At 46.9% G+C, this 23,691-nt stretch carries 16 protein-coding genes; 3 read left to right on the forward strand and 13 right to left on the reverse strand.

What is annotated here, in order from left to right; genetic code table 11:
- The first annotated feature begins 71 nt into the window (after positions 1-71).
- The 3 genes from RH46_RS04820 (at position 72) to RH46_RS04830 (ending at position 3,965) form a co-directional block, all read left to right on the forward strand.
- Positions 72-1,088, forward strand: coding sequence for a Fe(3+) ABC transporter substrate-binding protein (locus RH46_RS04820; protein WP_006878279.1), 1,017 nt, complete (start codon positions 72-74; stop codon positions 1,086-1,088).
- Positions 1,089-1,308: 220 nt separating this feature from the next.
- On the forward strand, positions 1,309-2,934 hold the full coding sequence (locus tag RH46_RS04825) for an ABC transporter permease (protein ID WP_006878280.1): 1,626 nt from the start codon (positions 1,309-1,311) through the stop codon (positions 2,932-2,934).
- Complete coding sequence (locus tag RH46_RS04830; protein ID WP_006878281.1) at positions 2,934-3,965, forward strand: ABC transporter ATP-binding protein; 1,032 nt, start codon at positions 2,934-2,936, stop codon at positions 3,963-3,965. Before RH46_RS04825 ends, RH46_RS04830 begins: the two co-directional genes overlap by 1 nt.
- On the opposite strand, the gene RH46_RS04835 is transcribed toward RH46_RS04830, so the two are convergent.
- The 13 genes from RH46_RS04835 to RH46_RS04895 form a co-directional block, all read right to left on the reverse strand.
- Positions 3,962-4,237, reverse strand: a complete 276-nt coding sequence (locus RH46_RS04835; protein ID WP_006878282.1) for a ribbon-helix-helix domain-containing protein — start codon at positions 4,235-4,237, stop codon at positions 3,962-3,964. The genes RH46_RS04830 and RH46_RS04835 overlap by 4 nt on opposite strands.
- Before the next feature lie 69 nt (positions 4,238-4,306).
- The gene (locus RH46_RS04840) at positions 4,307-4,867 is read right to left on the reverse strand and encodes a DJ-1/PfpI family protein (protein ID WP_006878283.1); all 561 of its coding nucleotides are present in this window, start codon (positions 4,865-4,867) and stop codon (positions 4,307-4,309) included.
- A 169-nt stretch (positions 4,868-5,036) separates the two neighbouring features.
- Positions 5,037-6,449 carry a phosphoglucomutase/phosphomannomutase family protein gene (locus RH46_RS04845; protein WP_006878284.1) on the reverse strand — a complete coding sequence of 471 codons (1,413 nt, stop codon included), beginning with the start codon at positions 6,447-6,449 and terminating at the stop codon, positions 5,037-5,039.
- A 57-nt stretch (positions 6,450-6,506) separates the two neighbouring features.
- On the reverse strand, positions 6,507-8,915 hold the full coding sequence (locus tag RH46_RS04850) for a glycoside hydrolase family 94 protein (protein WP_006878285.1): 2,409 nt from the start codon (positions 8,913-8,915) through the stop codon (positions 6,507-6,509).
- A gap of 88 nt (positions 8,916-9,003) precedes the next feature.
- Positions 9,004-10,917 (reverse strand): beta-N-acetylhexosaminidase, encoded by a 1,914-nt coding sequence (locus RH46_RS04855; RefSeq protein ID WP_006878286.1) that lies wholly within the window; start codon positions 10,915-10,917, stop codon positions 9,004-9,006.
- 9 nt (positions 10,918-10,926) lie between these two features.
- Positions 10,927-11,802 (reverse strand): glucosamine kinase nucleotide-binding domain-containing protein, encoded by an 876-nt coding sequence (locus RH46_RS04860; RefSeq protein ID WP_006878287.1) that lies wholly within the window; start codon positions 11,800-11,802, stop codon positions 10,927-10,929.
- 1 nt (position 11,803) lies between these two features.
- Complete coding sequence (locus RH46_RS04865; RefSeq protein ID WP_006878288.1) at positions 11,804-13,525, reverse strand: glycoside hydrolase family 9 protein; 1,722 nt, start codon at positions 13,523-13,525, stop codon at positions 11,804-11,806.
- Between the two features lie 74 nt (positions 13,526-13,599).
- Positions 13,600-14,595, reverse strand: coding sequence for an ABC transporter ATP-binding protein (locus RH46_RS04870; RefSeq protein ID WP_006878289.1), 996 nt, complete (start codon positions 14,593-14,595; stop codon positions 13,600-13,602).
- Between the two features lie 41 nt (positions 14,596-14,636).
- Entirely contained in the window at positions 14,637-15,620 is a 984-nt protein-coding gene (locus tag RH46_RS04875; protein WP_006878290.1) for an ABC transporter ATP-binding protein, read from the reverse strand.
- 2 nt (positions 15,621-15,622) lie between these two features.
- The gene (locus tag RH46_RS04880) at positions 15,623-16,648 is read right to left on the reverse strand and encodes an ABC transporter permease (RefSeq protein WP_006878291.1); all 1,026 of its coding nucleotides are present in this window, start codon (positions 16,646-16,648) and stop codon (positions 15,623-15,625) included.
- A 2-nt stretch (positions 16,649-16,650) separates the two neighbouring features.
- The gene (locus tag RH46_RS04885; protein WP_006878292.1) at positions 16,651-17,637 is read right to left on the reverse strand and encodes an ABC transporter permease; all 987 of its coding nucleotides are present in this window, start codon (positions 17,635-17,637) and stop codon (positions 16,651-16,653) included.
- Between the two features lie 172 nt (positions 17,638-17,809).
- Positions 17,810-19,492: an ABC transporter substrate-binding protein gene (locus tag RH46_RS04890; protein WP_006878293.1), complete on the reverse strand. Its 1,683-nt coding sequence runs from the start codon at positions 19,490-19,492 to the stop codon at positions 17,810-17,812.
- Between the two features lie 655 nt (positions 19,493-20,147).
- Positions 20,148-23,534, reverse strand: a complete 3,387-nt coding sequence (locus tag RH46_RS04895; protein WP_006878294.1) for a response regulator — start codon at positions 23,532-23,534, stop codon at positions 20,148-20,150.
- Positions 23,535-23,691: the final 157 nt, after the last annotated feature.

Below are 23,691 nucleotides of genomic sequence, written 5' to 3' on the forward strand. Positions count from 1 at the left end.
TTCTAAATTATGATGAATATAATAACGCAACTGATAAACGTTATCATTACGAATACTAAAGGATTGAAACAATGAAAAAGCTGCTAACTCTTTCAGCATTAGCATGTGCAACAATTGCTCCTTCAGCTGCAATGGCTGCAGAAGAAGTAAACGTATACTCTTACCGTCAGCCTTTCCTTGTTGAGCCAATGTTCAACGAGTTCACTAAAGAAACTGGCATTAAAGTAAACGTTAAGTTTGCTAAGAAAGGTCTAGCAGAGAAGCTAGCTCAAGAAGGCGAATACAGCCCTGCAGACGTTATCCTGACTGTAGATATCAGCCGTCTTTCTGAACTAACTAAGAAAAACCTTGTTCAAGCAGTAGAAAGCGAAGTTCTAGAGAAGAACATCCCGGCTCAATACCAAGATACAAACAACGAGTGGTTTGCACTGACAACTCGTACTCGTAGCGTTTACTCTTCTCGTGACCGTGTTGGTCGTCTAGGTGAAGATTTCACTTACGCTGATCTAGCTAAGCCTGAGTTCAAAGGCAAAATCTGTACTCGTAGCGGTAAGCACCCATACAATGTATCTCTAGTATCTGCAATGATCGCTCACGAAGGCGAAGCTGCGACTAAAGAGTGGTTGGAAGGCGTTAAAGCAAACCTTGCACGTAAGCCTCAAGGTAACGACCGTGCACAAGTTAAAGCAATCAAAGAAGGTCTATGTGACGTTTCTCTAGGTAACAGCTACTACCTAGGTAAGATGGTTAACGACGCTGAGCAAAAAGCTTGGGCTGATGCAGTTTACATCAACTTCCCTAACCAGAAGACAACGGGTACTCACGTAAACATCTCTGGTATGGCTATGGCTAAATACGCGCCAAACAAAGAGAACGCACAGAAACTTATGGAATTCCTAGCGGGCGATACTGCACAGAGCATGTACGCAGAAGTGAACTACGAATACCCAGTTAAAGACGGTGTTAAACGTTCTGAGCTAGTAGCTTCTTGGGGTGACTTCAAGCCTGACACAATTTCTCTAGATGACGTTGCTAGCCACCACGAAGCTGCAATTAAACTACTAGACGAAGTTAAGTTCGACCTATAATAGTTTTAGGTAGTGAGACGAATATGACTCACTAGATCACAACCTCAAGTCGCTTTTTGTCGAGCAGCTTGAGGTTGTTTGTTTTTATACTCACGGCTCAGAGCAGTTCACCTTGAACTCCGTTCAGTATATGGGTATAAATACCCTTAAACTATTAAAGGGATATGAGATGTATTTGCAACTGCATTTATGTTTCATACAGCCTCGTTGTAATTAGGCGATGAAAGAAAAAAATTACCTATGGAAAACCAGTAGTGGAGCTCTTGCTGTGCTGCTGGTTTTGCCGATCTTAGCGATTTTTACTACTGCTGTAGGCGAGACAAATGAGCTTTTTACTCATTTGATGTCAACGGTGATGCCCACTTATGCGTATAACACTGTTGTTCTTGTCGCGGGAACCATGTTACTAGCGCTAGTTTTCGGTATTCCGTCGGCGTGGATTATGGCGATGTGCCGCCTGCCAAGTGAACGTATTTTACAATGGGCACTGGTTCTGCCACTTGCGATGCCAGGTTATATCGTCGGTTATATCTTTACTGACTGGTTTGATTTTGCTGGTCCGGTACAAATTCTATTGCGTGACTTAACAGGCTGGGGGCCTGGGGAGTATTGGTTCCCAGATATTCGAACCCTGACTGGCGCAACCATTGTTCTGTCACTCGTACTTTATCCGTATGTTTACTTACTGTGTCGCGCAGCATTTATGGAGCAGAATGTCTCCTTGCTACAATCGGCACGGTTACTCAAGTGTTCTCCTTGGGAAAGCTTCCGTCGAATATCTCTTCCTCTTGTTCGTCCTTCTATCGCTGTTGGTCTCTCTCTGGTTGCGATGGAAACCATTGGTGATTTCGGTACGGTTAGCTACTTCGCTGTTAATACGTTAACGACAGCGGTGTATGATACTTGGCTTGGTTACTCTAGTCTGACCGCTGCGGCAAAGATTTCTGCAATTATGCTGGTAGTTGTGATTTTGCTGTTGAGCTCTGAGCGTTATAGTCGACGAAAGCAGAAGCTATTTCAGAGCCAGTTTAGTAGTCGAGAAGATTTCCGCTATGAACTGACAGGCTGGAAAAAGTGGCTGGCGCTGACTTGGTGCTGGGGTCTGGTTTGTGTGGCATTTATCTTCCCTCTCGGTCAGTTGATCATCTACGCTTACAAGTACTTCGCTCAGAGCTGGACCGCCGAGTTCCGCGAGTATGCGATCAACAGCCTCTACGTTTCATTTACTGCTGCGTTTTTCGGTGTTTTGGTCGCACTGATAGTCAACTTCTGTCAGCGCGTTAATCCAGGACGTCAAAGCCTGGCGTTTATGCGCTTATCATCAATGGGCTACGCGGTACCGGGTACAGTGTTGGCGATTGGTGTCATGGTGCCAGTACTGTTTATGGACCATTTAGTGAATGATGTCGCTAAGTATATGGATTGGGGCAGGCCCGGGCTGATCTTCTCCGGTTCGATGTTCGCGATTATCTTCGCCATGGTGGTGCGTTTTTCCGCCGTAGCGATTGGTAGTATTGAGAGTAGTTTGAGCAAAGTGTCTCCTTCGCTTGATATGGCGTCACGTACGATGGGCTGCAACTCCAATACCATGTTGAGAAGAGTTCATTTACCTTTGGTGCGCCGCGGTGCTTTAATTGCGGGACTTTTGGTATTTATTGAGTCTATGAAAGAGCTCAATGCCGCACTGCTATTGCGACCATTTAACTTTGAAACACTTGCCACTTATGTTTACAACTTCGCCTCTGATGAACATTTAGAGTTGGCGGCCTTACCTGCTGTGCTACTGGTTTTAGTCGGCCTGGTACCTTTAGTTATTGTTAACCGTTCACTGGAGCATTCACACTGATGAGCTGTGCCCTATCAATTCAAAATCTAACCTGTAAGTACGATCAACAGACGACGGTACTTGAATCCCTCTCTCTAGAGGTCGAGCAGGGTGAGATCGTTTGTCTGCTTGGTGCTAGTGGCTGCGGTAAAACAACCTTGCTTAAGGCGATTGCCGGGCTGCTACCGCTAAGTTCTGGTGTCATGAGCCTAAACTGCATGTTGATTGATGATGGCAAGAACTGGCTGCCTCCCGAACAACGCAACATTGGCATGATCTTTCAGGATTATGCGTTGTTTCCTCACCTTACAGTGGCGCAAAACGTCGCGTTTGGCCTGAGAGATTTAGAAGCTGACCAGCAGCGCGCTAAAGTGGATGAAATGCTAGAGCTAGTGCATCTCACTGGTTACGGCGAGCGATACCCTCACCAGTTATCTGGTGGCCAACAGCAACGTGTAGCGATTGCCAGATCACTGGCTTACAAACCAGACCTTCTGCTGCTAGATGAGCCTTTTTCTAATATTGATACTCAAGTACGTCACGAGCTGATTGGCGAAATCCGTAAGATCTTTAAGAAGCAGGGTGTAACGGCGATTTTCGTTACCCATAGCCGTGAAGAGGCATTTGCTTTTGCTGATAAAATGGCAGTGATGAATCACGGCGTGATTGAGCAGTACGGTACGGCGAGTGAGCTGTATTACAAACCTTCAAGTAAGTTTGTTGCTGACTTCTTGGGTGGCGGTAGTTATCTGAGCGCGACTCGCTCTTCTGATTCTGAATATGATACCCAGTTAGGTATGGTTGAAGCGACTGCTCAGCAGCAAATTGAAATTGGTCAACGTTGTGAGTTGCTGCTGCGTCCACAGCATGTCCAGATCAGTGCGGCTGAGGAGAGCAGTGTGACTGTGCTTGAGCAGCAATTTATGGGCGATCACTGTCGTTATGTGATTGATGCCAGCGGTCATCGCTTATTGGCCAGTTCATCTGAGCCCTTGACTATTGGTCAGCAAGTCTCGGTCAAGGTTGAAACGCAGGGTGTGCTAGCGTTTTAAATTTCAATCCGTTTGCCACCATTTAGATAGGTGGTGCACGCGACACGCAGCAAAGAGGTAAAGTTTCCCAGTTCACCTCTTTGCTGAATCACTTCGTTATATATTCGAGTCAAAAACTCTGCGACAGAGATTTCTGCCTCAGCCGCTATATCTTCAATTATTTTCCAGAACACAGCCTCTAGCCTGATGCTGGTAACGACTCCGTCAATTCGCACTGAACGAGATTTGAGTTCAAAGAGTTGTTCTTCTGCTCCAGAATATATTTCACACATACGCTTTCCTGACTCGGTGGTTTTTTCTTAGCATAGTGAGTCCACTGCAGATTTCACTACGCCTTTGGTCTAGCTTAGTAAAGCGTGAAGCTGTGCCAACCAGGCAGGGTGAGCAGGCCAAGCCGGCGCTGTAACAAAGATACCGTCAGTAGTGGCTTGATCCATTTCCAGTTCAACGTAACTAGCTCCAGCTAAGCTAACTTCGGGGGCGCAAGCCGGATAAGCTGAGATTGATTTCCCTTCGATAACCCTAGCCGCAGCAAGCAGTTGGGCACCGTGACAAATAGCCGCGATAGGTTTTTGTTGGGCTGCAAAGCTCTGGACGATTTCAATTACTCTGGAGTCGAGGCGAAGGTATTCCGGAGCGCGACCTCCCGGGATAACTAAGGCATCAAACTGATTAACGTCGACTTGAGTAAAATCCGCATTGAGGCTAAATAGGTGACCTGCTTTTTCGGTGTAGGTCTGATCGCCTTCAAAGTCATGAATCGCGGTTTTAATTGTCTCACCAACCTGCTTACCGGGGCAGACTACTTCGACTTGGTGTCCAACCATTTGTAGTGCCTGAAACGGAACCATCAGTTCATAATCTTCAACAAAGTCGCCTGCGATAATGAGTATACGTGCCATGCTCGATCTCCATTTTTGATGAGTGGAGCTTGAACTTAACAACTTATTTACATTTGCGGGTAGTAGTGGGTTACTACATTCACTTTTAAAAACATGGGTGAATAAAAAAGCCCGGCGATTAGGCCGGGCAAGTGTTCTTCACCTATAGGGTAGGTTGGTCATAAAGCTACTACAGCTGCAGGAACTCTTTGACTTGTTGAAGAACACATTCCGCTGTCTGTTGGTCTTCCATTTCGGCAAAAATTCGCAGTAGGGGCTCGGTTCCTGAGAATCGTGCAATCACCCAACCGCCATTCTTGAAGTAGACCTTAGCGCCATCTTCATAGCTGACTTTTTCGATTTCAAAGTCGAATTCAGGCAGTTGCTTCTCGACATAAATCTTGTCGTATAGCGCTTGCTTCTGTGCAGGTTTGAAAGTGCAGTCACCCTCTGCGGTGTAGGCGTAGCCATATTTTCCATAGATCTCATCAAGCAGTTCGGAGAGCTTTTTACCGGTAACGGAAATCATCTCTACCAATAGGCTGGAGGCAAACACACCATCTTTACCCTTGATATGACCACGAATCGTCAGACCACCGGAACTTTCACCACCGATAAGCGAGTCGTCCGCTTCCATTTGTGAACTGATATGTTTAAAGCCTACTGGTACTTCAAAACATTTTTCACCGTGATCTGCTGCGATTTTATCGAGCAGATGAGTGGTAGCGATGTTACGCACCACAGAGCCGTTCCAGCCTTTGTACTCAAGCAAGTAGTAGTACAGCAGCATCAGCACTTCGTTAGGATGAATAAAGTTACCTTTCTCATCGATGATCCCCAGACGGTCAGCATCACCGTCAGTACCAATACCGATGTCATAGCCTTCAGCAGCGACAAGGTGCTTAAGGCGATAAAGAGTCGCGGCACTTGGCGAAGGCATCAGGCCACCAAAATCAGGGTTTTTGCCATCGTTGATTACGTCGACATCGCAGCGTCCGTTGATCAATACGGTTTGTAGCGCATTTTTAGCTACGCCAAACATAGGATCAATCAAGACCTTAAGGTTGGCTTTTTTGATCGCTTCAATATCGATAAAGTCGATGATCGAATCAACAAACTCGTTCATTGGGTTGATAATGTCGATCAACTTGTCTTCGACTGCCTGATCAAAATCGACGGACTTAACCTGTTGTTGGGTTAGTGTTGCGATCTGGGATTCGATCTTCTCTGTAATGACTTCATCAGCGTCACGACCACCTTCGATGAAGACCTTAATGCCGTTGTAATCAGCCGGGTTATGCGAGGCTGTGATACAGGCTGAGTATGCGCAGCCCATCTCTTTAGCCTTAAACATCACTATCGGGGTCGGGACAAATTTGTCGATAAAGCTAACGTTAATTGCGTTGGCAGCCAGTACTTCTGCAAACCAGCGACCAGCCTTATCCGATAGAAAACGTCGGTCATAACCAATAACGAAACCACGTTGAGCGACATTCTCATGGTTAATAATATTGGCAACCGCTTGTGCCACTAAACGGACATTGTCCTTGGTAAACTCTTCGCCAATAAATGCGCGCCAGCCACCAGTACCAAACTTGATCATGATAATAATCCTTTATTGAAAGTAATGAGCCTCTCGAAAGAGGCTCATTGCTGGTGATTAACCAAGAACGACAATTACGTCGTTGACACTACCTTCAGCCTGTACTGGTACAGCAGTACCTTCCACAGTCTGGCCGTTAACGGTGATAGATTTAACGCCTTTACTCACTGAATCAGGGTTTTCTACCTTGATGTTGTAGGTCGCTCCCAGCCATTGACGCGTCACTTCGAAGCCCGGCCAGTTAGTAGGAATACATGGATCGATTGTCAGACCGTCGAAGCCAGTGCGTACACCCAGAATAAAGTTAGTCACTGCAAAGTAAGCCCAACCTGAGGTACCTGTTAACCAAGGGTGGTTAGCACGGCCATGATCCTGGTGGTCACGACCCATGATGAACTGAACGTAAGAGTATGGTTCTGCGATACGTTTTTCGATGATGTCATTCTGGTTGTAAGGGTTGAGTGCGTCATAGAACTTCATCGCGCGGTCACCACGGCCCAGCTTCGCTTCCGCTACCCATGCCCATGGGTTTGGATGAGAGAAGATAGCGCCGTTCTCTTTTACGCCCTGATAAACACGGGTTACGAAGCCAATGTCGTCATTTGGCGTCGCAAATGATGGTGAGTTCAGGTGAAGGCCGTATTCAGAGAACAGGTTCTCATCAACCGCATCCATTGCCTTCTCACCACGCTCTTGAGACACAGCGCCAGATAGAACAGCCAAGGTGTTTGACTCAAGGTGAACTCGGCCCTCTTTTTGCTGCGCGGTACCAATCTTGTCACCGTTCTTCGTCAGACCGCGGATGTACCAGCCACCTTCATCATCCCACAGGTGAGTTTCACACGCTTCGCGAACGTTAGCTGCCATTTCGGTGTATTTAGCCACATCCGCATCTTTACCCAGATACTTAGCCAGGTCGATAAACTCCTGCAGTGCCCAGAAGTGAAGGAAGGAAACCATTGAAGATTCACCGCCACCCAGGTTCAGACAGTCATTCCAGTCTGCGCGCAGACCTTTACAGATACCGGTTTGCCCGACGTATTCAGCAGAGAAATCCAGTGCCGCTTTCATATGATCGTAAACGCTCGCCTCACCGCCGTCTGCGTATGGGATAACCTGATCAAAGAAGCTATGCTCGCCAGTTTCCATCACGTACTTACAGATGGTCGGAACCAGCCATAGGTGATCGTCAGAACAGGTATCTTCGATGCCGTGGATCTTATCTTCATCAGAAGGTGTAGGAACTACCGTCGGTGACTTAGATGGTTTGACGTCAGCCTTCTCTGGATCGAACCAGTCAGGATCGAACAGGTGCAGACCGTAACCAGCTTTAACCTGACCACGGAGTAGATCGACGATGCGTTTACGTGTCATCTCAGGGTTAGCGTGAGGGACTGAAATCGCATCCTGAGCCGTATCACGGTAACCAAGACCTGTACGGCCGCCAACTTCGATGAATGAAGCAAAACGAGACCAGACAACACAAGTCTCTGCCTGGTAGAGAGTCCAGGCATTGATCATGGTGTCCAGACCTTGGTTAGGCGATTTAACCTGGAACTTATCACAACGTTCATCCCAGTGAGCTTTGATACCAGCAAAGGCCGCATCAACGTTTGTTAAGTCCTGATACTTGGCGCGCAGGCGCTCACCATTGCCTTTACCGATACCAAGAATGTAAGCGAAACGGACTTCTTGACCAGGCTGGATGGTGAATTGCTTATGCAGGGAACCACAATGGTTGTAACAGGTTTGTGCGCTGTTTGAACACTTACCTTGCTCAACAGCAATCGGGTTTGCTTCGTCACGGTATAAGCCAAGGAAGCTATCACGCTGACCGTCGTATGAATCAGGATCAAATGTCGATGCAAGGTAGTAAAAACCTTCAAAGTCATTGGTGTTGTAGTAAAGGTCGTATTCGATTACGCCTTCACGGTACTCGGTACCCGCAGAGTAAAGAGACATCTGATGGTTTTGGTTATCAGATTGAATGTGGCTAAATGAGAACTCAACAAATGAGAATGCACTGATAGTTCGAGGCTTATCGGAGGTGTTCTTGATCACTACATCCCAGATCTCTGCATCTTCGCCTTTTGGTACGAAGAGAGTTTTTGTAGCAGTAATACCGCTGTATTCACACTTGAACTTTGAATATGAAAGACCGTGGCGTACTTCGTAGTTTGCTTCATCGAGGCTTTTCGCTACCGGCTGCCATGAGATTGACCAGTAGTCACCTGTTTCATCATCTCGCAGGTAAACATAGTGCCCCGGACGGTCGAAGGTCGCGTTAGGGCGGAATTTAGTAACACGGTTATATTCAGGCGAGTTGTAGAAAGAGTAGCCGCCCGCATTATGCGAGATAACAGTACAGAATTTCTCTGTGCCTAAATAGTTCGTCCATGGTGCAGGGACGTCAGGTCGAGTAATGACGTATTCACGATTGTCGTTATCGAAATAGCCGTATTTCATGTTAATTTCCTTTTTACCAAGCTACCACACTGGTAGCCAAAACTTTAAAGCTAGTGAAAACTGCAAATGCGCTCCATTTGCACCTTTGTTAATCCCACGGTTGGCGATATTCAATTTGCTGTTTGTCGAGCAAAGGTAAATGGCCTTTTAACCGTGATAAGTAGTCATGCCAATCTCGGCCTGCTCTGTCAGTCCAGCAGGCTTCTGCCAGTGCAGTGAGTCTTGGGAATATCATGTAATCTAAACGTGACTGATGAGTGACGATTTCACTCCACAGAGCACACTGAATACCCAGAATGCGTTTACGAATTGGATCAGAGTCTGGTACCTGAGCTAATGGCTCGTAGCGGTAAGCGTTCTCTAGTGGAATAACCGCTGCCCAGTCGACACCAGGTTCTTCTGGTCTGTAGTCCTGTGTCATATCCAGATAGGTTGACTGAGCTGGCTGCAGAATGACGTCAAACCCTTGTTTAGCGCAGTTCAGGGCGGCTTCTTCGCTCAACCACGAGTAAATAACAGTATCCTTGCTTACCTTGTTGCCATGCTGTGCTTCTTCCCAGCCGACCATACGTTTGCCTAGTGAACGTAGCTTTTTCTCTGCATAGCGCAGTAAGTGCCCCTGCAACTCTTTGGCGCTCTGGTAGCCTTCTTTTTCCATAACAGCCTGACAGGCAGGGCTATCGAGCCAAACGCCGTCAGGGACTTCGTCTGCGCCGATATGTATCCAGGGAGAAGGGAACAACTCAGCAACTTCTTCCAGCACCTTATCTAAGAACTGATACGTACCCGGAAGGGCTGGAGACAGAACGTTGTCGTTGTAATGCTGGATACTGTGATAGTGAGACTGGTCGTCAGGATCTTGCAGTAACTCTGGTAGTGATTTAATCGCAGCGCGGCAGTGGCCCGGGATATCGATTTCAGGAATAACGTTAATGCCACGGGCTTGCGCATAGGCAATGACATCTTTTATTTGTTCCTGACTGTAGTAGCCACCATAGCGCTGACTCAGCTGACTATATTGCGGTTCGATGGCTGCCTCTGGCCCACGGTAGGCACCAATTTCTGTTAGCTGAGGGAAGGCTTTGATCTCAACTCTCCAGCCTTCGTCATCAGTCAGGTGCCAATGGAAGGTGTTGAATTTGTAGTGTGCCAGTTGATTGATTAGTCGTTTAACCATCTCCACAGAGTGAAAGTGGCGGGCACAGTCGAGCATCATGCCACGGTACTTAAAACGCGGTGCATCATGTATTTTGAGGTAAGGAACGGGCAGTCCATTATCTTGGGTGTCAGCCTTGATCAACTGTAGCAAAGTGGCACTGGCGTGAACGAAGCCACTGTGTGAACTTGACTCTAGTCGGATTCCAGTACCGCTTACAGTGAGGTGATACTCACCTTCATCCAGCGTCGGGTTATTACGAAATACGATATCGCTCTGACCGATCGTTTGAACCGTGAAGTCGAACAAGCGTACTAGCTCTGCTTGCAGCCAGGTGGCCGCTTTTTCTGCGAGTGAGGTTTGTAACGTAATCTGGCTTGAACGGGTCAGGTGGAAGGTTCCATCCTGAAGCTGAATCTTATTTGGCTTCGGTATTAAAGCCAAAGCCGTACTGTCGACGTGAGGCACTTCTGCGCGCTCGCGGTAAGGCGAAGCCAGTGCAATTGACGTCAGAGTTACTGGGTAATGAGTGGCGCCATTGTCGGCAATGATCAGGCCATCTTTCAGGCCGTCGCTATAGAAACGTAATGGCGCCGTGTTGATACTGAATTCGCAGTAATAGTGTTGATTAGCCGTAAGAATGTTCGATTCAGGCGTGACGGTGCAGAAGGTACCTACCTGAGTGATGGTGCCATTGGTGAAACTCTCAGGAAGAATATAGCGGTCAGTAATAAACTGAATTTTCCAGTTGGAAAGATCCTGATCAGTCAGGTTGTGGACAGTTAAGCCAAAACGGCAAAACTGCTTTTGTTCAGATAAAACGGCGAGTTCGACACGAAAGCTCATCACAGATCCTTAATAGAGATTATGTTCGGGTTTAGCTGCGAACATAAGGGCGCCTTCAATGGCATCAAATTGAGCGTCTACCACCCAGTTCTGAACCGGAGGCGACAACCAGGCTTTGATTCGTTCAGCGATACTGCCCATCAGACAGATACGCGTTGCACCTTTGCGATTGAGTGCAACAAGGAACATTTCAATATCAGCAGCCGTCTGCTTAAGCATTGAAATTGCGAGACTATCGCCTTGTTCGGCGAACTGAAAAATAGCCGGAGAAAATTGGCCATAATCACGAGGTAATGCGCTTTTCGACCAGCTAACGATCTGGTCAACATCATGGTGGAAGTGGTTGAGAACATGCTCTGCAAGCGGTGTTTTTTCGACAATGCCATCGTCAGCCAGCAGCACCTGTTGAATAAGACGTAGCCCCATAACTGCGCCGCCGCCTTGGTCAGAAATTGGAAACTCGCGACCGCCAACGACGTGCTGTTTTGTGCCAGTCAGGTAGATGCCGCAAGAGCCTGTTCCGGCGATCATAATCGCGCCATCATCACCATTATGTGCCCCGATACAAGCACCGTAGGCATCGGTATTGAGGACTACTGAAGCAAATGGATGTGGTAGCGCCATAAAATCTTGCCATGCTGATTTTTGTTCAGCTCCAGCCAGAGCCAAACCAACATGCATGCTGGCAAAGTCAGTTTCAGTCAGACCGCCGATCGTTGCTGCCTGAGCGATAGCGTCGATAATCGAAGTCATTGCCACTTCTACACCCAGTAGAATATTGGCACTGCCGCTTTTGCCTTCACCAATTAGTTGGCCTGCTTCATCACGAATCCGGGCGCGACAAGACGTACCGCCGCCATCAATTCCGACATAATAAAGGGACATATTATTTCTCCTCTGCCTGACTGAAGTGGCTGAATTGAGTGATTACAGCTAACAGATACCAGGCGCCATGTGGGATCCATTGCTCACCCCAGCGCCAGTTCTGCAACATGTCATCCTTCTGACCTGGAGGGTTGAAGGCGATGTCTTGCTCGTCCTCAAAGCCAGCAGTGATGCCATTACATACCCCTCCCTTGGCGTTGAAGAAGCCATATTGAGGAAGGTAGTCAGGGTTATTGTGACCATGACCATCGAGCATGCACATGTGGTAAGGGTTGAGTCCTAATACCCAGTTGAGGGAGTTCTGAGAGAAGCACAGTAGCTGCTGTTTAGTGGCTTGATCCTCAATATGAGGCAGGGCGAAAAATGCCATCGCAGATAATGAACCAAGGCGGGCATTTTCCCCTTGCCACCAGTAGCCACTTTCGTTGTTTTGAGCGACAAAGAAGGCGTCACGCTTCTCTTCATCTACACCTTTTACGTATTGGCGTGGGTAACCGAACGGGTTAGCGGTCGCCTGAGTAATAGCAAGCTCAAAACCAACGCTTTGCTGCACAACAGTCTGAGTTGCAGCCGCTTTTTGTCGGTCAGTTTCAATCTCCAGATAATGACATAGAGCAATAGTCGGTAAGCCTGCTTCCGCTGCGTGATAGTAAGGGCGAGAGCCGTCCTGATTCGCAGACCAGAAATATTCAAAGCTGTCATCACTGGTTTGTCTTTGCTCAAGTCTGGCAGCCCAGTAACGACTTTCAGTCAGGTATTGTTGTTTGTTGGTCGATTTGTACAGTTCAACAGTCGCAAGCAGTGCACAGTATTCATCGATAATGTTCTCTTGCTGATCGTTGAGGTATTGCGTGTTGAATTCGCGCAGATGCCAGTAACCTTTTTCTGCTGCAGTTAGGTAATCATCGGAAGTGTATTCGCCACTTTCCTCTAGTCTTGCTGCAGCAGCAAGAGCGGCAATTGACGCGCCCCCACCTTGCCTGAAACCGGCTTGATAATCGTCAGATTTATACCCTTGTTGAGTTTCGTAAGCACAGATTTCGCGTTGGTTTATATCCTTTGACCACTTATCAAAAACGGTCATATAGAAGAAACCTTGTTTATCTTGCATACGAACCAGGAAATCAGCACCGAACAGCGCTTCTTCCGTCATTCGAACCTTGGTGAACAATGCAACCTGGTCATTATCTGCGACTAGCTGCAATCCTTTAAGTAAGTTCCAAACCACCATAGGAGTCTGTTGAGGGTTGAGATAGTTGGCATAGGAGAGGTGGCTTAAGTATTTGCTCACATCACCAGAGGCATCGTACCAACCGCCATGAACATCAACGCGCGTCTCGCTGCCGAGTAAAGGAATAGAGTGGTCTTGTTTGTCAAAGCGTCCGCCACAGCGTTGAGACTTAAAGTAATGCAGTACGTCAGATAGGGTAGTGTTAAGCAGTAGGCCCTGAGCAATGCTAAAAATCTCAGAGCGTAAGTTATCAACGCGCAGGTAGTAACGACCCGCACGTTCGAATTGTGAGAACTCGATGCGAAAAAAATTCCCTTGGTGCCAGTTGGCGACTTTTGTGCCTTTTTCAACACTAAAAGTCGCTACAGTTTGGTGACTATCGGCACAGACTAACAGCGCAGTGGTAGATGAAAGACGTGGTTTACGAGTCATCAAAACAGCCTGCTTAGGCCCAAGGGCTTCATAACCAATATGGTTAGTAAGTAGCAGCATCAAAATCTCCGAAAATTGGGTGTTATTTGAATTGTTGAGCCAAGAACACCTGTCCCTGGCTCGTATTTATCGATTTAATTTTCGTATAGGTAACAACGGACAAAGTGGTTGTCAGACAGCTGAGTTACTTCTGGTAACTTCTCGCGACACTTGTCGGTTGCATGTTGGCATCGACCAGCAAAAGGACAGCCGATGGAAGCAGGCGTCCATAATGGTATCTCGCCTTTGTTGCCTTTAAGCTTTTCATGAATCGACTTGCTTGGATCTGGTACTGCAGAAACCAGTAGCTGAGTATATGGATGTTGAGGATCGTGAATGATCTCCTCAGTGTCACCCCATTCAACCATGTGACCAACGTACATAACTGCAAGATCTTCTGCGATGTAACGTGCCGTAGCGATGTCGTGCGTGATGTAAAGCAGAGACATTTGCTTCTCGAACTTCATCTCTTCCATCAGGTTGAGAACGCCAGCACGAATCGACACGTCGAGCATTGAAGTTGGCTCATCAGCCAGAACCACTTCTGCGCCCACAGCGATGTTACGTGCCAGGTTTACACGTTGGCGCTGACCACCAGAAAGCTGGTGTGGGAACTTCTGCGATGTCTCTTTTGGTGGAATCAGACCTACCTGTTCAAGCAGGTCATAGACACGCTCTTCAAGTTCTTTCTTATTGCCCGGTGATACTTTCTTATGAATAAGCAGCGGTCGAGCAATATGGTGGAAGATGTTGTGAGTCGGGTTGAGAGAACCAAACGGGTCCTGCCATACCATCTGTACACCTTCACGGTAAGCCATCAAGTCTGAACGTGAATCAATAGTCTGAATGTCACGACCTTTATATTCGATAACACCGTCAGTCGGCGCGTACATTTTTGCGATCATTTTCGCCGTGGTCGATTTCCCCGAACCTGATTCACCGACCACGGACAGACCGCGGCTCTTGTACATTTTGAAAGATACGTCGTTAATCGCGCGCATCATTGGTTGGTTTAGGGCATTACTGTTGATTGGAAAATCCTTTACTAGGTTTTTTCCTTCAACGAGTAGTTGGCCAAAATCTTTGCTCATAATTGTCTCCAGTAATCTTTGTTTTATTTCTCAATCTGTTGCTAGAGCTTGGTCTGTGCAATCGGGTCACCATACAGGTGACAGTTAGAGAAACGATTTGGCTCAATTTGTCTAAGTTGAGTTGCGGCTTGAGTACACGCCTCATGAACGCGATCACAACGCGCCTGGAAGCGACAACCTTGTGGCACTTCAAGCAGGTTTAGTGGGTTACCAGGGATACCAGTCAACTTAGTTTTAGGGCCCGTTAATGGAGGGAAAGAACTACCCAGACCTTTGGTGTAAGGGTGGTATGGACTTTCCAGAATCTGTTTTGAAGGGGCAACTTCAATCAGTTCACCGGAATACATGATGCCGATGCGGTCTGAGAACTCGACCATCAAAGAAAGATCGTGAGTAATGAACAAGATAGAGAAACCAAACTCTTCTTTCAGTGCGTAGATCTTTTGCAGGATTTCACGTTGTACCACTACATCCAGAGCGGTAGTTGGCTCATCCATAATGATCATTTTCGGATTAAGCGCTAGGGCAATCGCGATAACCAGACGCTGACGCATACCACCAGAGAACTGGTGAGGGTAGTCGTTCAGACGGCTAGGGTGGATATCAACGATCTCCAGTAGACCTTCGGCACGCTTGCGAGCCTGTTCACGCGTCATATTGGTATGACGCATGATGACGTCGCAGAACTGGTCTTCCATTGTCAGTACTGGGTTGAGCGCGTTCATCGCGCTCTGGAAGACCATTGACATCTCGCTCCAGCGGAAGGCTTGCATACGATCATCGCTGTATTTAAGGATATCTTCACCATTGAAGATAACCTCACCGCCGCTAATAAACGCTGGTGGCTTATGCAGGCGCATCAGAGAGAAGGCAACGGTTGATTTACCACAACCAGATTCACCTGCCAGACCGAATACTTCGCCTGGTGCAATGTCAAAGCTGACGTTGTTACAGGCACGAACGTCACCTGCATCAGTAATGTAGTCAACGCAAAGGTTGCGGATAGAAATGAGTGGTGCTGTCATGATTATTTATCTCCGCTCCAAAGTGCATTTTGTGGTGGTAGTTCTGGCTGACGTTCTTTCTTGTCTTGTGCAGCAAGCTTTTTCCAGCGTTTCATACCTTTATGAGAGCGAAGCTGCGGGTTAGCAATTTCGTCTACCGCGAAGTTCAGTAGTGCAAGACCAGTGACCAGCAGAGTCAATGCCGCACACGGAGCGAGTACTTCCCACCAAGCGCCAATCAGCATTGCTGAAGAGGTCTGTACGTTGTAAAGCATGATGCCCCAACTGATTGTGCTTGGGTCGCCCAGACCTAAGAACGAGATAATTGATTCCATGCCGATTGCGTACATAACCGAACCAATGAAGCTAGCGCCTACGATTGGGATAAGGTTTGGCAGAATCTCAACAAAGATGATGCGGAAAGATGATTCGCCAAGAACTTCAGCCGCTTTAACAAACTCTTTTTCACGCAGGGCTAAGGTTTGCGAGCGTATTACCCTTGCACCCCATGCCCAGGAGGTACAACCTATGATAATGGCAATGGTTAGAGGCCCTGCCTCACCGATGAACGCCGCTAGTACGAATAGCAATGGGTATTGAGGAATAACCAGCATGATGTTCATTGCGGCAGTAAGCACGTCATCAACGCGACCACCAAAGTAACCAGCAGAGATACCAATCACAGTCGCAAGGAAACACACAGTGATACCAGCGCCGAAACCCACGCCTAGTGAAATACGTGCACCGTAAACAAGTTGAGACCAGATATCGCGACCCATGCGGCTAGTACCAAGTACATGGTCAGCCTTTTTCGACATGATCATAGTACGACGGTCAGTTGCCAGATTCTGAGCCACCCAACCATCTGGGTTAGCTTTTGCTGAACTGACAACAAAACCTGGGTATTCATGCGGGTTACCAGTACGCTTATCCGGAGCGTGCTTGGTAATCAGTGGTGCGGCGATAGCCATAAAAATAAATAGTGAAACAATCGCTAAGCCAGTACGAGCGTAAGCATTGCCTAGAATGAGTTTAAATAGGTCTTTCATAATTATTTCCCTCCCTTACGAAGGCGAGGATCAAGTACTACGTAAAGCATGTCGGCAATCAGGTTGAATGACAGCATAAACATCGTCATGATGATGAGTTGCCCTTGAAGAACTTGGTAGTCACGGGCGTGAATAGCATTCAGTAGTACCGTACCAAGACCTGGGTAGTTGAAGATGATTTCGACGATTAGCTGACCACCGATAGCCATACCTAATGACATTGAAAGTGCCGTAACGCTTGGTAGAAGTGCGTTACGCGCTGCGTAGTTGAATACCACTCGGTTCTCACTCAGGCCCTTACCTTTAGCCATGGTGATGTAGTCTTCTGCTAGCAGGTTGATCATGTTGTTACGCATGTTAACCAGAAAGCCACCTACCTGAATGATCGATGCACAGAATAGTGGTAGTACTGCGTGGTATGCCGCGTCTTTGTAAAACTCCCAGCTGGTCCAGTCTGGCACCGTACCCGCAGTGTAGGCGTAGCCTGTAGGGAACCATTTAAGACCAATCGCAAAGATGAATAGCGTTAGCATCGCGACAACGACTTGAGGTACCGCCTGAATGATCAGCATGCCCGGAGTGACGAAAGCGTCATATTTACTGCCGCGTTTCCACGCTGCGAAAATGCCGAGCACTGAGCCTAAAGAGAAAGAAAGGATAACTGCGCTACCTGCCAGGAATAGCGACCAACCAAATGCGCCACCCAACAGCTCGTTTACTGATAGTGGATAGAACTGAATTGAAGTGCCAAGCTCCCAGCTCAGGATGTTTTTCATGTAGGCGATGTATTGAGTAAACAATCCACCATCAACAAAACCGAGTAGCTCTTTCATTGCCGCGATACGTTCCGGTGTTACCTGAACCGAAGCGTTAGCGAACATCATGGTCACCGGATCACCCGGCATCGCACGAGGAATAATAAAGTTTAATGTCGCAGCAACTAATAATGCGACCAAATAGAACGACAAACGTCTTAAAAAATAACCCATAACTCACCTTACTTACCCAGATTTTCCCTGTTTCTGGTTTCAGGTCGCTCCTAGCGAAAACAAAATTTAGAGCGAACAATCCCCTGACGACTGGCGCCATATAACGAACACATTAAAAAGTGGGGGGATTTTGCGGCATACAGAGCGTATGCCGCATCGTTAGAACAACTACTTACTTAACTGGTTTTAGGTCCAGTACGTGTAGTAGACGCTCTGGGATACCAGCCCAAATGTTTGGACGGCCTTTTGGATTTTCTTCGTTCCACCAACCAGTGAATCGCGTTGTGTTGTACTGGAACATGTAAGCACCAGACATTACAGGGATTGTTACCTGATCAGCTGCGATGATTTGCTGGATGCCGTGAGCGATTTCTAGCTGCTCGTTCTTATCAGCTGTTTTGTAGAAGCTGTTAAGTAGACCGTCTAGCTTTTCGTTCTTGTAGAAGTGCATAGCGAAACGAGGCATACCATCACCAGACTGAAGTGCTGAGTTGTACGCACTGTTCCAGTAAGTGTGTGGATCTGCACCGTGGAAGTAGTTTGTGTAAGCAACGTCATAAGTCGCTTCTAGCATCGCTTGGTTGTACACAGAGAAATCTGGAGTACGTGCTTTCGCTTTGATGCCTACTTCAGCTAGCTGCTCTACAGCAAGTTGAACTGTGTTGTTGAAGTCAGTCCAGCCGTTTGGCGATTGAATCAGAAGTTCAAAAGATTTACCTGATGGAGTGTCTACGAAGCCGTCGTTGTTAACGTCTTTGAAGCCAGCTTTCTTCAGTAGCTCTTTAGCACCTTCAGCATTGTAGGTGTTGTAACCCTTGTACTTGTCGTGAGTCTTTTCATCAGACCAAGTTTCGAATGCGTAACCTAGACCTGAAGCGAAGTCGTTCACTGTACCGCCACCGTAGAACGCGATGTCGATGATAGTTTGACGGTCAAGAGCCATTGAGAACGCACGACGGAAGTCAACGTTAGTAAGTGCTTCGTTCTTCGCTGGATCTGGGTGCTTGAAGTTAACAACAAACGCTTGAGTACCTGCTGGCGGGTACCAGTACTGGTGGTTAGGGCTTGCTGCTGCGTACGTGCGGTCGATGTCAGGAATGAATGATGAAGTCCAGTCCATTTCACCGTTAACAACTTTACCCAGGAATTGGTCGTTGTTAGCGATTTGAGGAACACGTAGACAGTCAACGTCTAGGTTGTCCGCATCCCAGTAGTTCGGGTTAGCACACTGGATGTAAAGTTGTGCAGTGAAAGTATCGATCTCAGTGAAAGGACCAGAACCTACAGGGTTTTCGTTGGTGAATGTTGAAGGATCTTTCACGTCTTTCCAGATGTGCTCAGGTACTACTGGTACTTTAGCAATTTCATAAGGAACGTTAGAGTTCGCTTCTGTCAGGCGGAATTTAACTTGGTAGTCATTCAGTTTTTCAACAGAAGTTACCCAAGAGTTGATACCGCTTTGGTCAAGCTCTGGTTTCTCTTTTACAAGATTGAATGAGTATACAACGTCGTTTGCATCGAACGTTTCACCATCAGACCATTTTACGCCTTTACGAATATCGAAAGTAACGCTCATTAGGTCGTCAGACATCTTGTAGTTTTCAGCCAAACGGAATACAGGCGTGTTACCTTGCATTTCGTTAAATACAACTAGAGGCTCGTAAAGGAAGTCCCAAGTAGTATGCAAGTGAGTTGCACCCAGGTATGGGTTAAAGTTACGAACGAAAGTTGTAAATTCTTTCGGGTGGATAGTTAGTTCACTACGTTCAGCAGCTGTCGCTACAGATGCGAATCCTGTGGTAGCTGTAGCAATAATTGCTGTTGCTAGTGCTGTTTTTTTTATGTTGGCAAGCATAGCTGTTCCTTACTATTTGCTTTCATTTCACTTATGGAATGGAATGTCATCAATTGATAAACACTCACTAAGGCCCACCTCTTTAAATGAGTTCCTATCGGAGGAGATAGAGAAATCCAGAGTGGCCTGTAGGCCTTAGGCACACTAAGAAAACACCTTAACGTTAATTTTCGCAATTGCTATTCCCGTTAAAAACGTCAAAACCAACCCGAACCACGTCAATAATGTCAAAAGCTCCTGTTTTGATGGAATTGTGAGCAGAAAATAGCCTTTGATGTGGATCGCATTACTTAGATGGTTAAAGGTGGTTTGTAAGTGTCTACTTACCCTTTGGTCTTTCTATTCTAAGGTATTGCTAAGCCACTTTGAAAACGTGAGACTTGAATCACTCGTGGTTTTGTTGTTAATTTTTCGATTTAAATTAAAACTGCCGTCTTGTTGTGATTGGCTTCGCAAACTGAGTTCTTTTTACGCATTGTTGGTGGTTTTATACCAATTAGGCACTCGATAGCGGAGCAAATGTCGTGTTCAAACAGCCGCTATTATAGGTTGTTTTACGGGGCGTAATAACTCATTTGTGACATGTGAGTGAAGGTTTAACGGCACAAAAAAAGCCCGCTTAGTCGCGAGCTTTTAGATAGATTAACCTGAATGATTAGCTGGTGAGTAAGTGCTGTAACTTATCACGCAAACCTTCAATATGCGTTCTCTCTGGTCCTTGTTCATTGCAATGTTCAAGAATGTAATCCAACGAGCTGAGAACCGTTCTCCAGCGAGGAGTCTTAGGCAGTGTCTCGGTACGCAAGTACTTATCGAGTGTTCGTGTTTGTAGTGTGCTGCGGTCGAGGTAAACGCGCCATAAGCCACTTTGCTCGGCGAAGGTGAACTTAGTCTGGCCTGTAACCGATTCCCAGTAATTCAGGGCGCTGGTCATGGCTTCAACCAGCACTTCACGCATAATATCTTGCTTAGATTTGCTATCCCCGGCGACACGGTCTGCCAGTCGGGTAAACTCACCACCAAGCTCTTTGAGCTCTTGTAACTTGGCTTTGTCGCCCTCAAAGGCAAAGCTAGACAGCGCTTCAATTGCGGTCTCCAGATTGTTGATACGGCCTGCGTTGATGCTGCCACCTACGTTGAATATGTACATTGAACGTAAGCCAGAGCCTTGAGGTAGCTTCAATATATCGGCAGACAGATGCTGTCTGACATCTTCTACGTAGACATCAATATTGCCGCAATAATGTTCCTGTTCTACGTTGAGGAACTTAGGAGCAATAAGCTCATCAGCACTTGAGCGCTTCAGCTGTTCCGTTGAACGCTTAAATAGCTTAGAAGCGGCCTCATTGGCGAAGCGAATCTTATTGTCTTCTCGAACACAGATAATCGCTTCAGGTGCCGTTTCTAACTGCTCTAGCAGGCGGCCCTGAGTTTCCAGCAGACTTGCTTCAACCATTGCACGATGTTTAAGTTCAAGCTGTAACTGTTGATTCTCAAGTCGGCGCTGTTCCGCTTTACTTGCGGTTAAATGAGCAATAATTCGAGCGGCTAACTCTTGCTTGTTAAATGGTTTAGACAGGTAGTCGTTGGCACCTGCATTAAAGCCACGAATTCGATCATCTGTCTGGTTAAGCGCGGTAAGCATAATTACAGGCAGTGCCGCGTGATCATAGCTTTTACGCAGTGTTTCACATACCTGATATCCGCTCATACCTGGCATCATGATGTCGAGTAGTAGCAGTTCTGGTTTCTCTTTCTCTACCGCTTCTAAGGCTTCGTGTCCATCTTTAGCCGTTCTCACGCGATAACCTTCAAGACGCAAGAAACTATCGAGTACGCGCAGGTTTACTGGTTCATCATCGACAACCAGGAGTAACGGGCCATCAGGATTTTCCGGCAGACTCACGGGCTCGGCGAACTCGACTTCACCACTCTCAGGAGCTTTAAAGTGTGGCGCCTCGTAGTGGTTAGCGTCTTGAATTTGCTGCTCACTAGCGACTGGTAAAGTGAAGCTGAAAGTAGTACCGACCATAGGCTGGCTGCTGACATACAGGGAACCTTGCATCAACTCGATTAGCTGACGGCTGATTGATAAGCCAAGACCTGCACCTTGACGGTAACGACTTGAATCACTGCCTGCCTGAATCAAAGGTTCGAAAATATGCTCCAATTGATCAGCAGGGATCCCCTGACCTGTATCGACCACCTGAACTCGAATCTGGTCATCAACAACGTTGGCTGAAATCACAATCTTGCCTTCGCTGGTGTATTTAATTGCATTACCAACCAGGTTATATAGCACTTGCTCAAGTCTTTGCGGGTCGGCGCTAACCCAAACAGGTTCACTTGGCACCTGATTGATAATCCGAATTGGCTTATTGCCTAATAGGTGAGACGAGAGTTCGAGAACCAAGCGGGTTGAACCCGATAAATCCACCGCACTGGTTTCAATATCCAGATTGCCATAACGCATCTTGTGATAATCGAGCAGGTCATCAACCAGAGTTGCTAGGCGCTGGCCACTACTGATGATGATATCTAACTGATATTTATGTTCAGCGGTAATAGGACCATTGGCTCCAGAGGCGAGGGCTTCAGCAATACCTACCATCCCATGCAGCGGCGTACGCAGTTCATGAGAAGTGGTTGCGAGGAACTCATCTTTAAGCTTGTTCGCAAGTTGCAACTCTTCGTTTTGCTTCTGAATCAGTTTCAGGTTGCTTTCCAGCTCTTCGTTCTGATCTTTGATAAGTAAGATTTTTTCACGAATTGAACGTTGCATACGTTCAAAACTGACTGCAAGACGGCCGATCTCATCTTTACGCTGAGTGTTGATCATATCCGCATCAAGGTCGCCGGCAGAGACTTTTTCTGCAGCCCAGGTCAGCTTAAGCAGTGGGGCAGTGATAAAGTTCGACAGGTAATGAGAAGCCATGACAACCAGCAGAATCGCAGTCAGCATGGCGAAGATAAAGACTGTCTCTAGTTGGTGAACACGCGCAAAGGCGACACTTTCAGGGACTTCCACCACCAGAGCCCAGTCGATACCCTTGACGGAGATCGGTGCATAGGCGGCAATGATTGCTTCATTTTCAGTGTTGGAATAGGTGCCAAAACTGGTTGCGCCAGCTAGGGCTAAATCGACGACTTGACGGCTTTTATCAATGTCTTGCTGTTGATACGCCATCGTACGAGATTGATGATCTCCTCCAACCAATAACGTCTTCATTGATGGGATGTTTTTGGTATCGGCAATCAACTTGGTTATGCCGTTATTTGGCAAGCGGAACATAGCGTAACTATGCAGGTAGCCTTGCTGTACAATGGGTGCACCCAGCCAGGCGACGGATTTCCCCTGCTCTTGAGAAAAGTCAGAAATGATAACCGGGGTAAAATCCTCGTTGGTTTTACGTTTTTCCGTCACCAAACTGCGCAGTTTGCTAAAGGTCTGACCCAGATTAGCATCCTTGTATTTGCCCGTTAGCAGGTTGGTACCGAAGTTGTCATTCTTATAGATAGAGTAGGTGACGTTACCTTCACGATCGACCAGCAAAATATCGTCAAAATCAGAACGTTTTAGTAGTTCCAGATAGGCCCAGTGGTAGCGCTTATGTAGCAGTCGGTAACGTTCGGTGCCATTGAACAGACTCGATTGGGGCAGAATTGACGTTTTTATCTGATCGCCAGAACCCTGAATATAACGTTTTTGCGCATACTCACGTGCTTGATCAATATCCAGACCTAAGCTGCGAAACGCGTTGACCAGACCGTAGAAACGGCCACCACTGGCATAGGCAAGCTCTGAGCGAACGAAGCCCATAACCTCTGACTCTTTAGCATAGAGGTAGTCGACCACTTGCTGCTGTTTACTATCGCGAACAGAAACCAGGTGAAGGGTACTCTGCTCCTGTAAGTCTTTAGTGTGTGATTGCAAAAAGAAGATAGCGATGACAGTAAGAGGCGTAATACTTAAAGCAAGAAAAGCCAGCATCAATGTGCTTTGAAGACGCTTAAATTTCTGTTTCCGATACAACTTAAACATGATCTAAATAGAATTTCCGAGAGTTCGGCTTATAGGTTGAGGCTTGAAACCTGTAAGCGAGATAAAAACGTTATTTTCCTATAGTGACAAAATTAACGAGTTTTTTTACTTTGACAAGTAAGTTGCAAGGAAAGCGTGGAGAAAGGCGCAGTTTTTA

The organism is Vibrio brasiliensis LMG 20546 (assembly GCF_000189255.1).
Lineage (GTDB): Bacteria > Pseudomonadota > Gammaproteobacteria > Enterobacterales > Vibrionaceae > Vibrio > Vibrio brasiliensis.

What these genes read in the sequence shown, in the direction of transcription:
- RH46_RS04855 (WP_006878286.1), bottom strand. Translation starts at nt 10,917, where the DNA reads ATGAGCTTTCGTGTCGAACTCGCCGTTTTATCTGAACAAAAGCAGTTT.
- RH46_RS04870 (WP_006878289.1), bottom strand. Translation starts at nt 14,595, where the DNA reads ATGAGCAAAGATTTTGGCCAACTACTCGTTGAAGGAAAAAACCTAGTA.
- RH46_RS04865 (WP_006878288.1), bottom strand. Translation starts at nt 13,525, where the DNA reads ATGCTGCTACTTACTAACCATATTGGTTATGAAGCCCTTGGGCCTAAG.
- RH46_RS04875 (WP_006878290.1), bottom strand. Translation starts at nt 15,620, where the DNA reads ATGACAGCACCACTCATTTCTATCCGCAACCTTTGCGTTGACTACATT.
- RH46_RS04890 (WP_006878293.1), bottom strand. Translation starts at nt 19,492, where the DNA reads ATGCTTGCCAACATAAAAAAAACAGCACTAGCAACAGCAATTATTGCT.
- RH46_RS04835 (WP_006878282.1), bottom strand. Translation starts at nt 4,237, where the DNA reads ATGTGTGAAATATATTCTGGAGCAGAAGAACAACTCTTTGAACTCAAA.
- RH46_RS04820 (WP_006878279.1), top strand. Translation starts at nt 72, where the DNA reads ATGAAAAAGCTGCTAACTCTTTCAGCATTAGCATGTGCAACAATTGCT.
- RH46_RS04885 (WP_006878292.1), bottom strand. Translation starts at nt 17,637, where the DNA reads ATGGGTTATTTTTTAAGACGTTTGTCGTTCTATTTGGTCGCATTATTA.
- RH46_RS04850 (WP_006878285.1), bottom strand. Translation starts at nt 8,915, where the DNA reads ATGAAATACGGCTATTTCGATAACGACAATCGTGAATACGTCATTACT.
- RH46_RS04845 (WP_006878284.1), bottom strand. Translation starts at nt 6,449, where the DNA reads ATGATCAAGTTTGGTACTGGTGGCTGGCGCGCATTTATTGGCGAAGAG.
- RH46_RS04840 (WP_006878283.1), bottom strand. Translation starts at nt 4,867, where the DNA reads ATGGCACGTATACTCATTATCGCAGGCGACTTTGTTGAAGATTATGAA.
- RH46_RS04880 (WP_006878291.1), bottom strand. Translation starts at nt 16,648, where the DNA reads ATGAAAGACCTATTTAAACTCATTCTAGGCAATGCTTACGCTCGTACT.
- RH46_RS04825 (WP_006878280.1), top strand. Translation starts at nt 1,309, where the DNA reads ATGAAAGAAAAAAATTACCTATGGAAAACCAGTAGTGGAGCTCTTGCT.
- RH46_RS04860 (WP_006878287.1), bottom strand. Translation starts at nt 11,802, where the DNA reads ATGTCCCTTTATTATGTCGGAATTGATGGCGGCGGTACGTCTTGTCGC.
- RH46_RS04830 (WP_006878281.1), top strand. Translation starts at nt 2,934, where the DNA reads ATGAGCTGTGCCCTATCAATTCAAAATCTAACCTGTAAGTACGATCAA.
- RH46_RS04895 (WP_006878294.1), bottom strand. Translation starts at nt 23,534, where the DNA reads ATGTTTAAGTTGTATCGGAAACAGAAATTTAAGCGTCTTCAAAGCACA.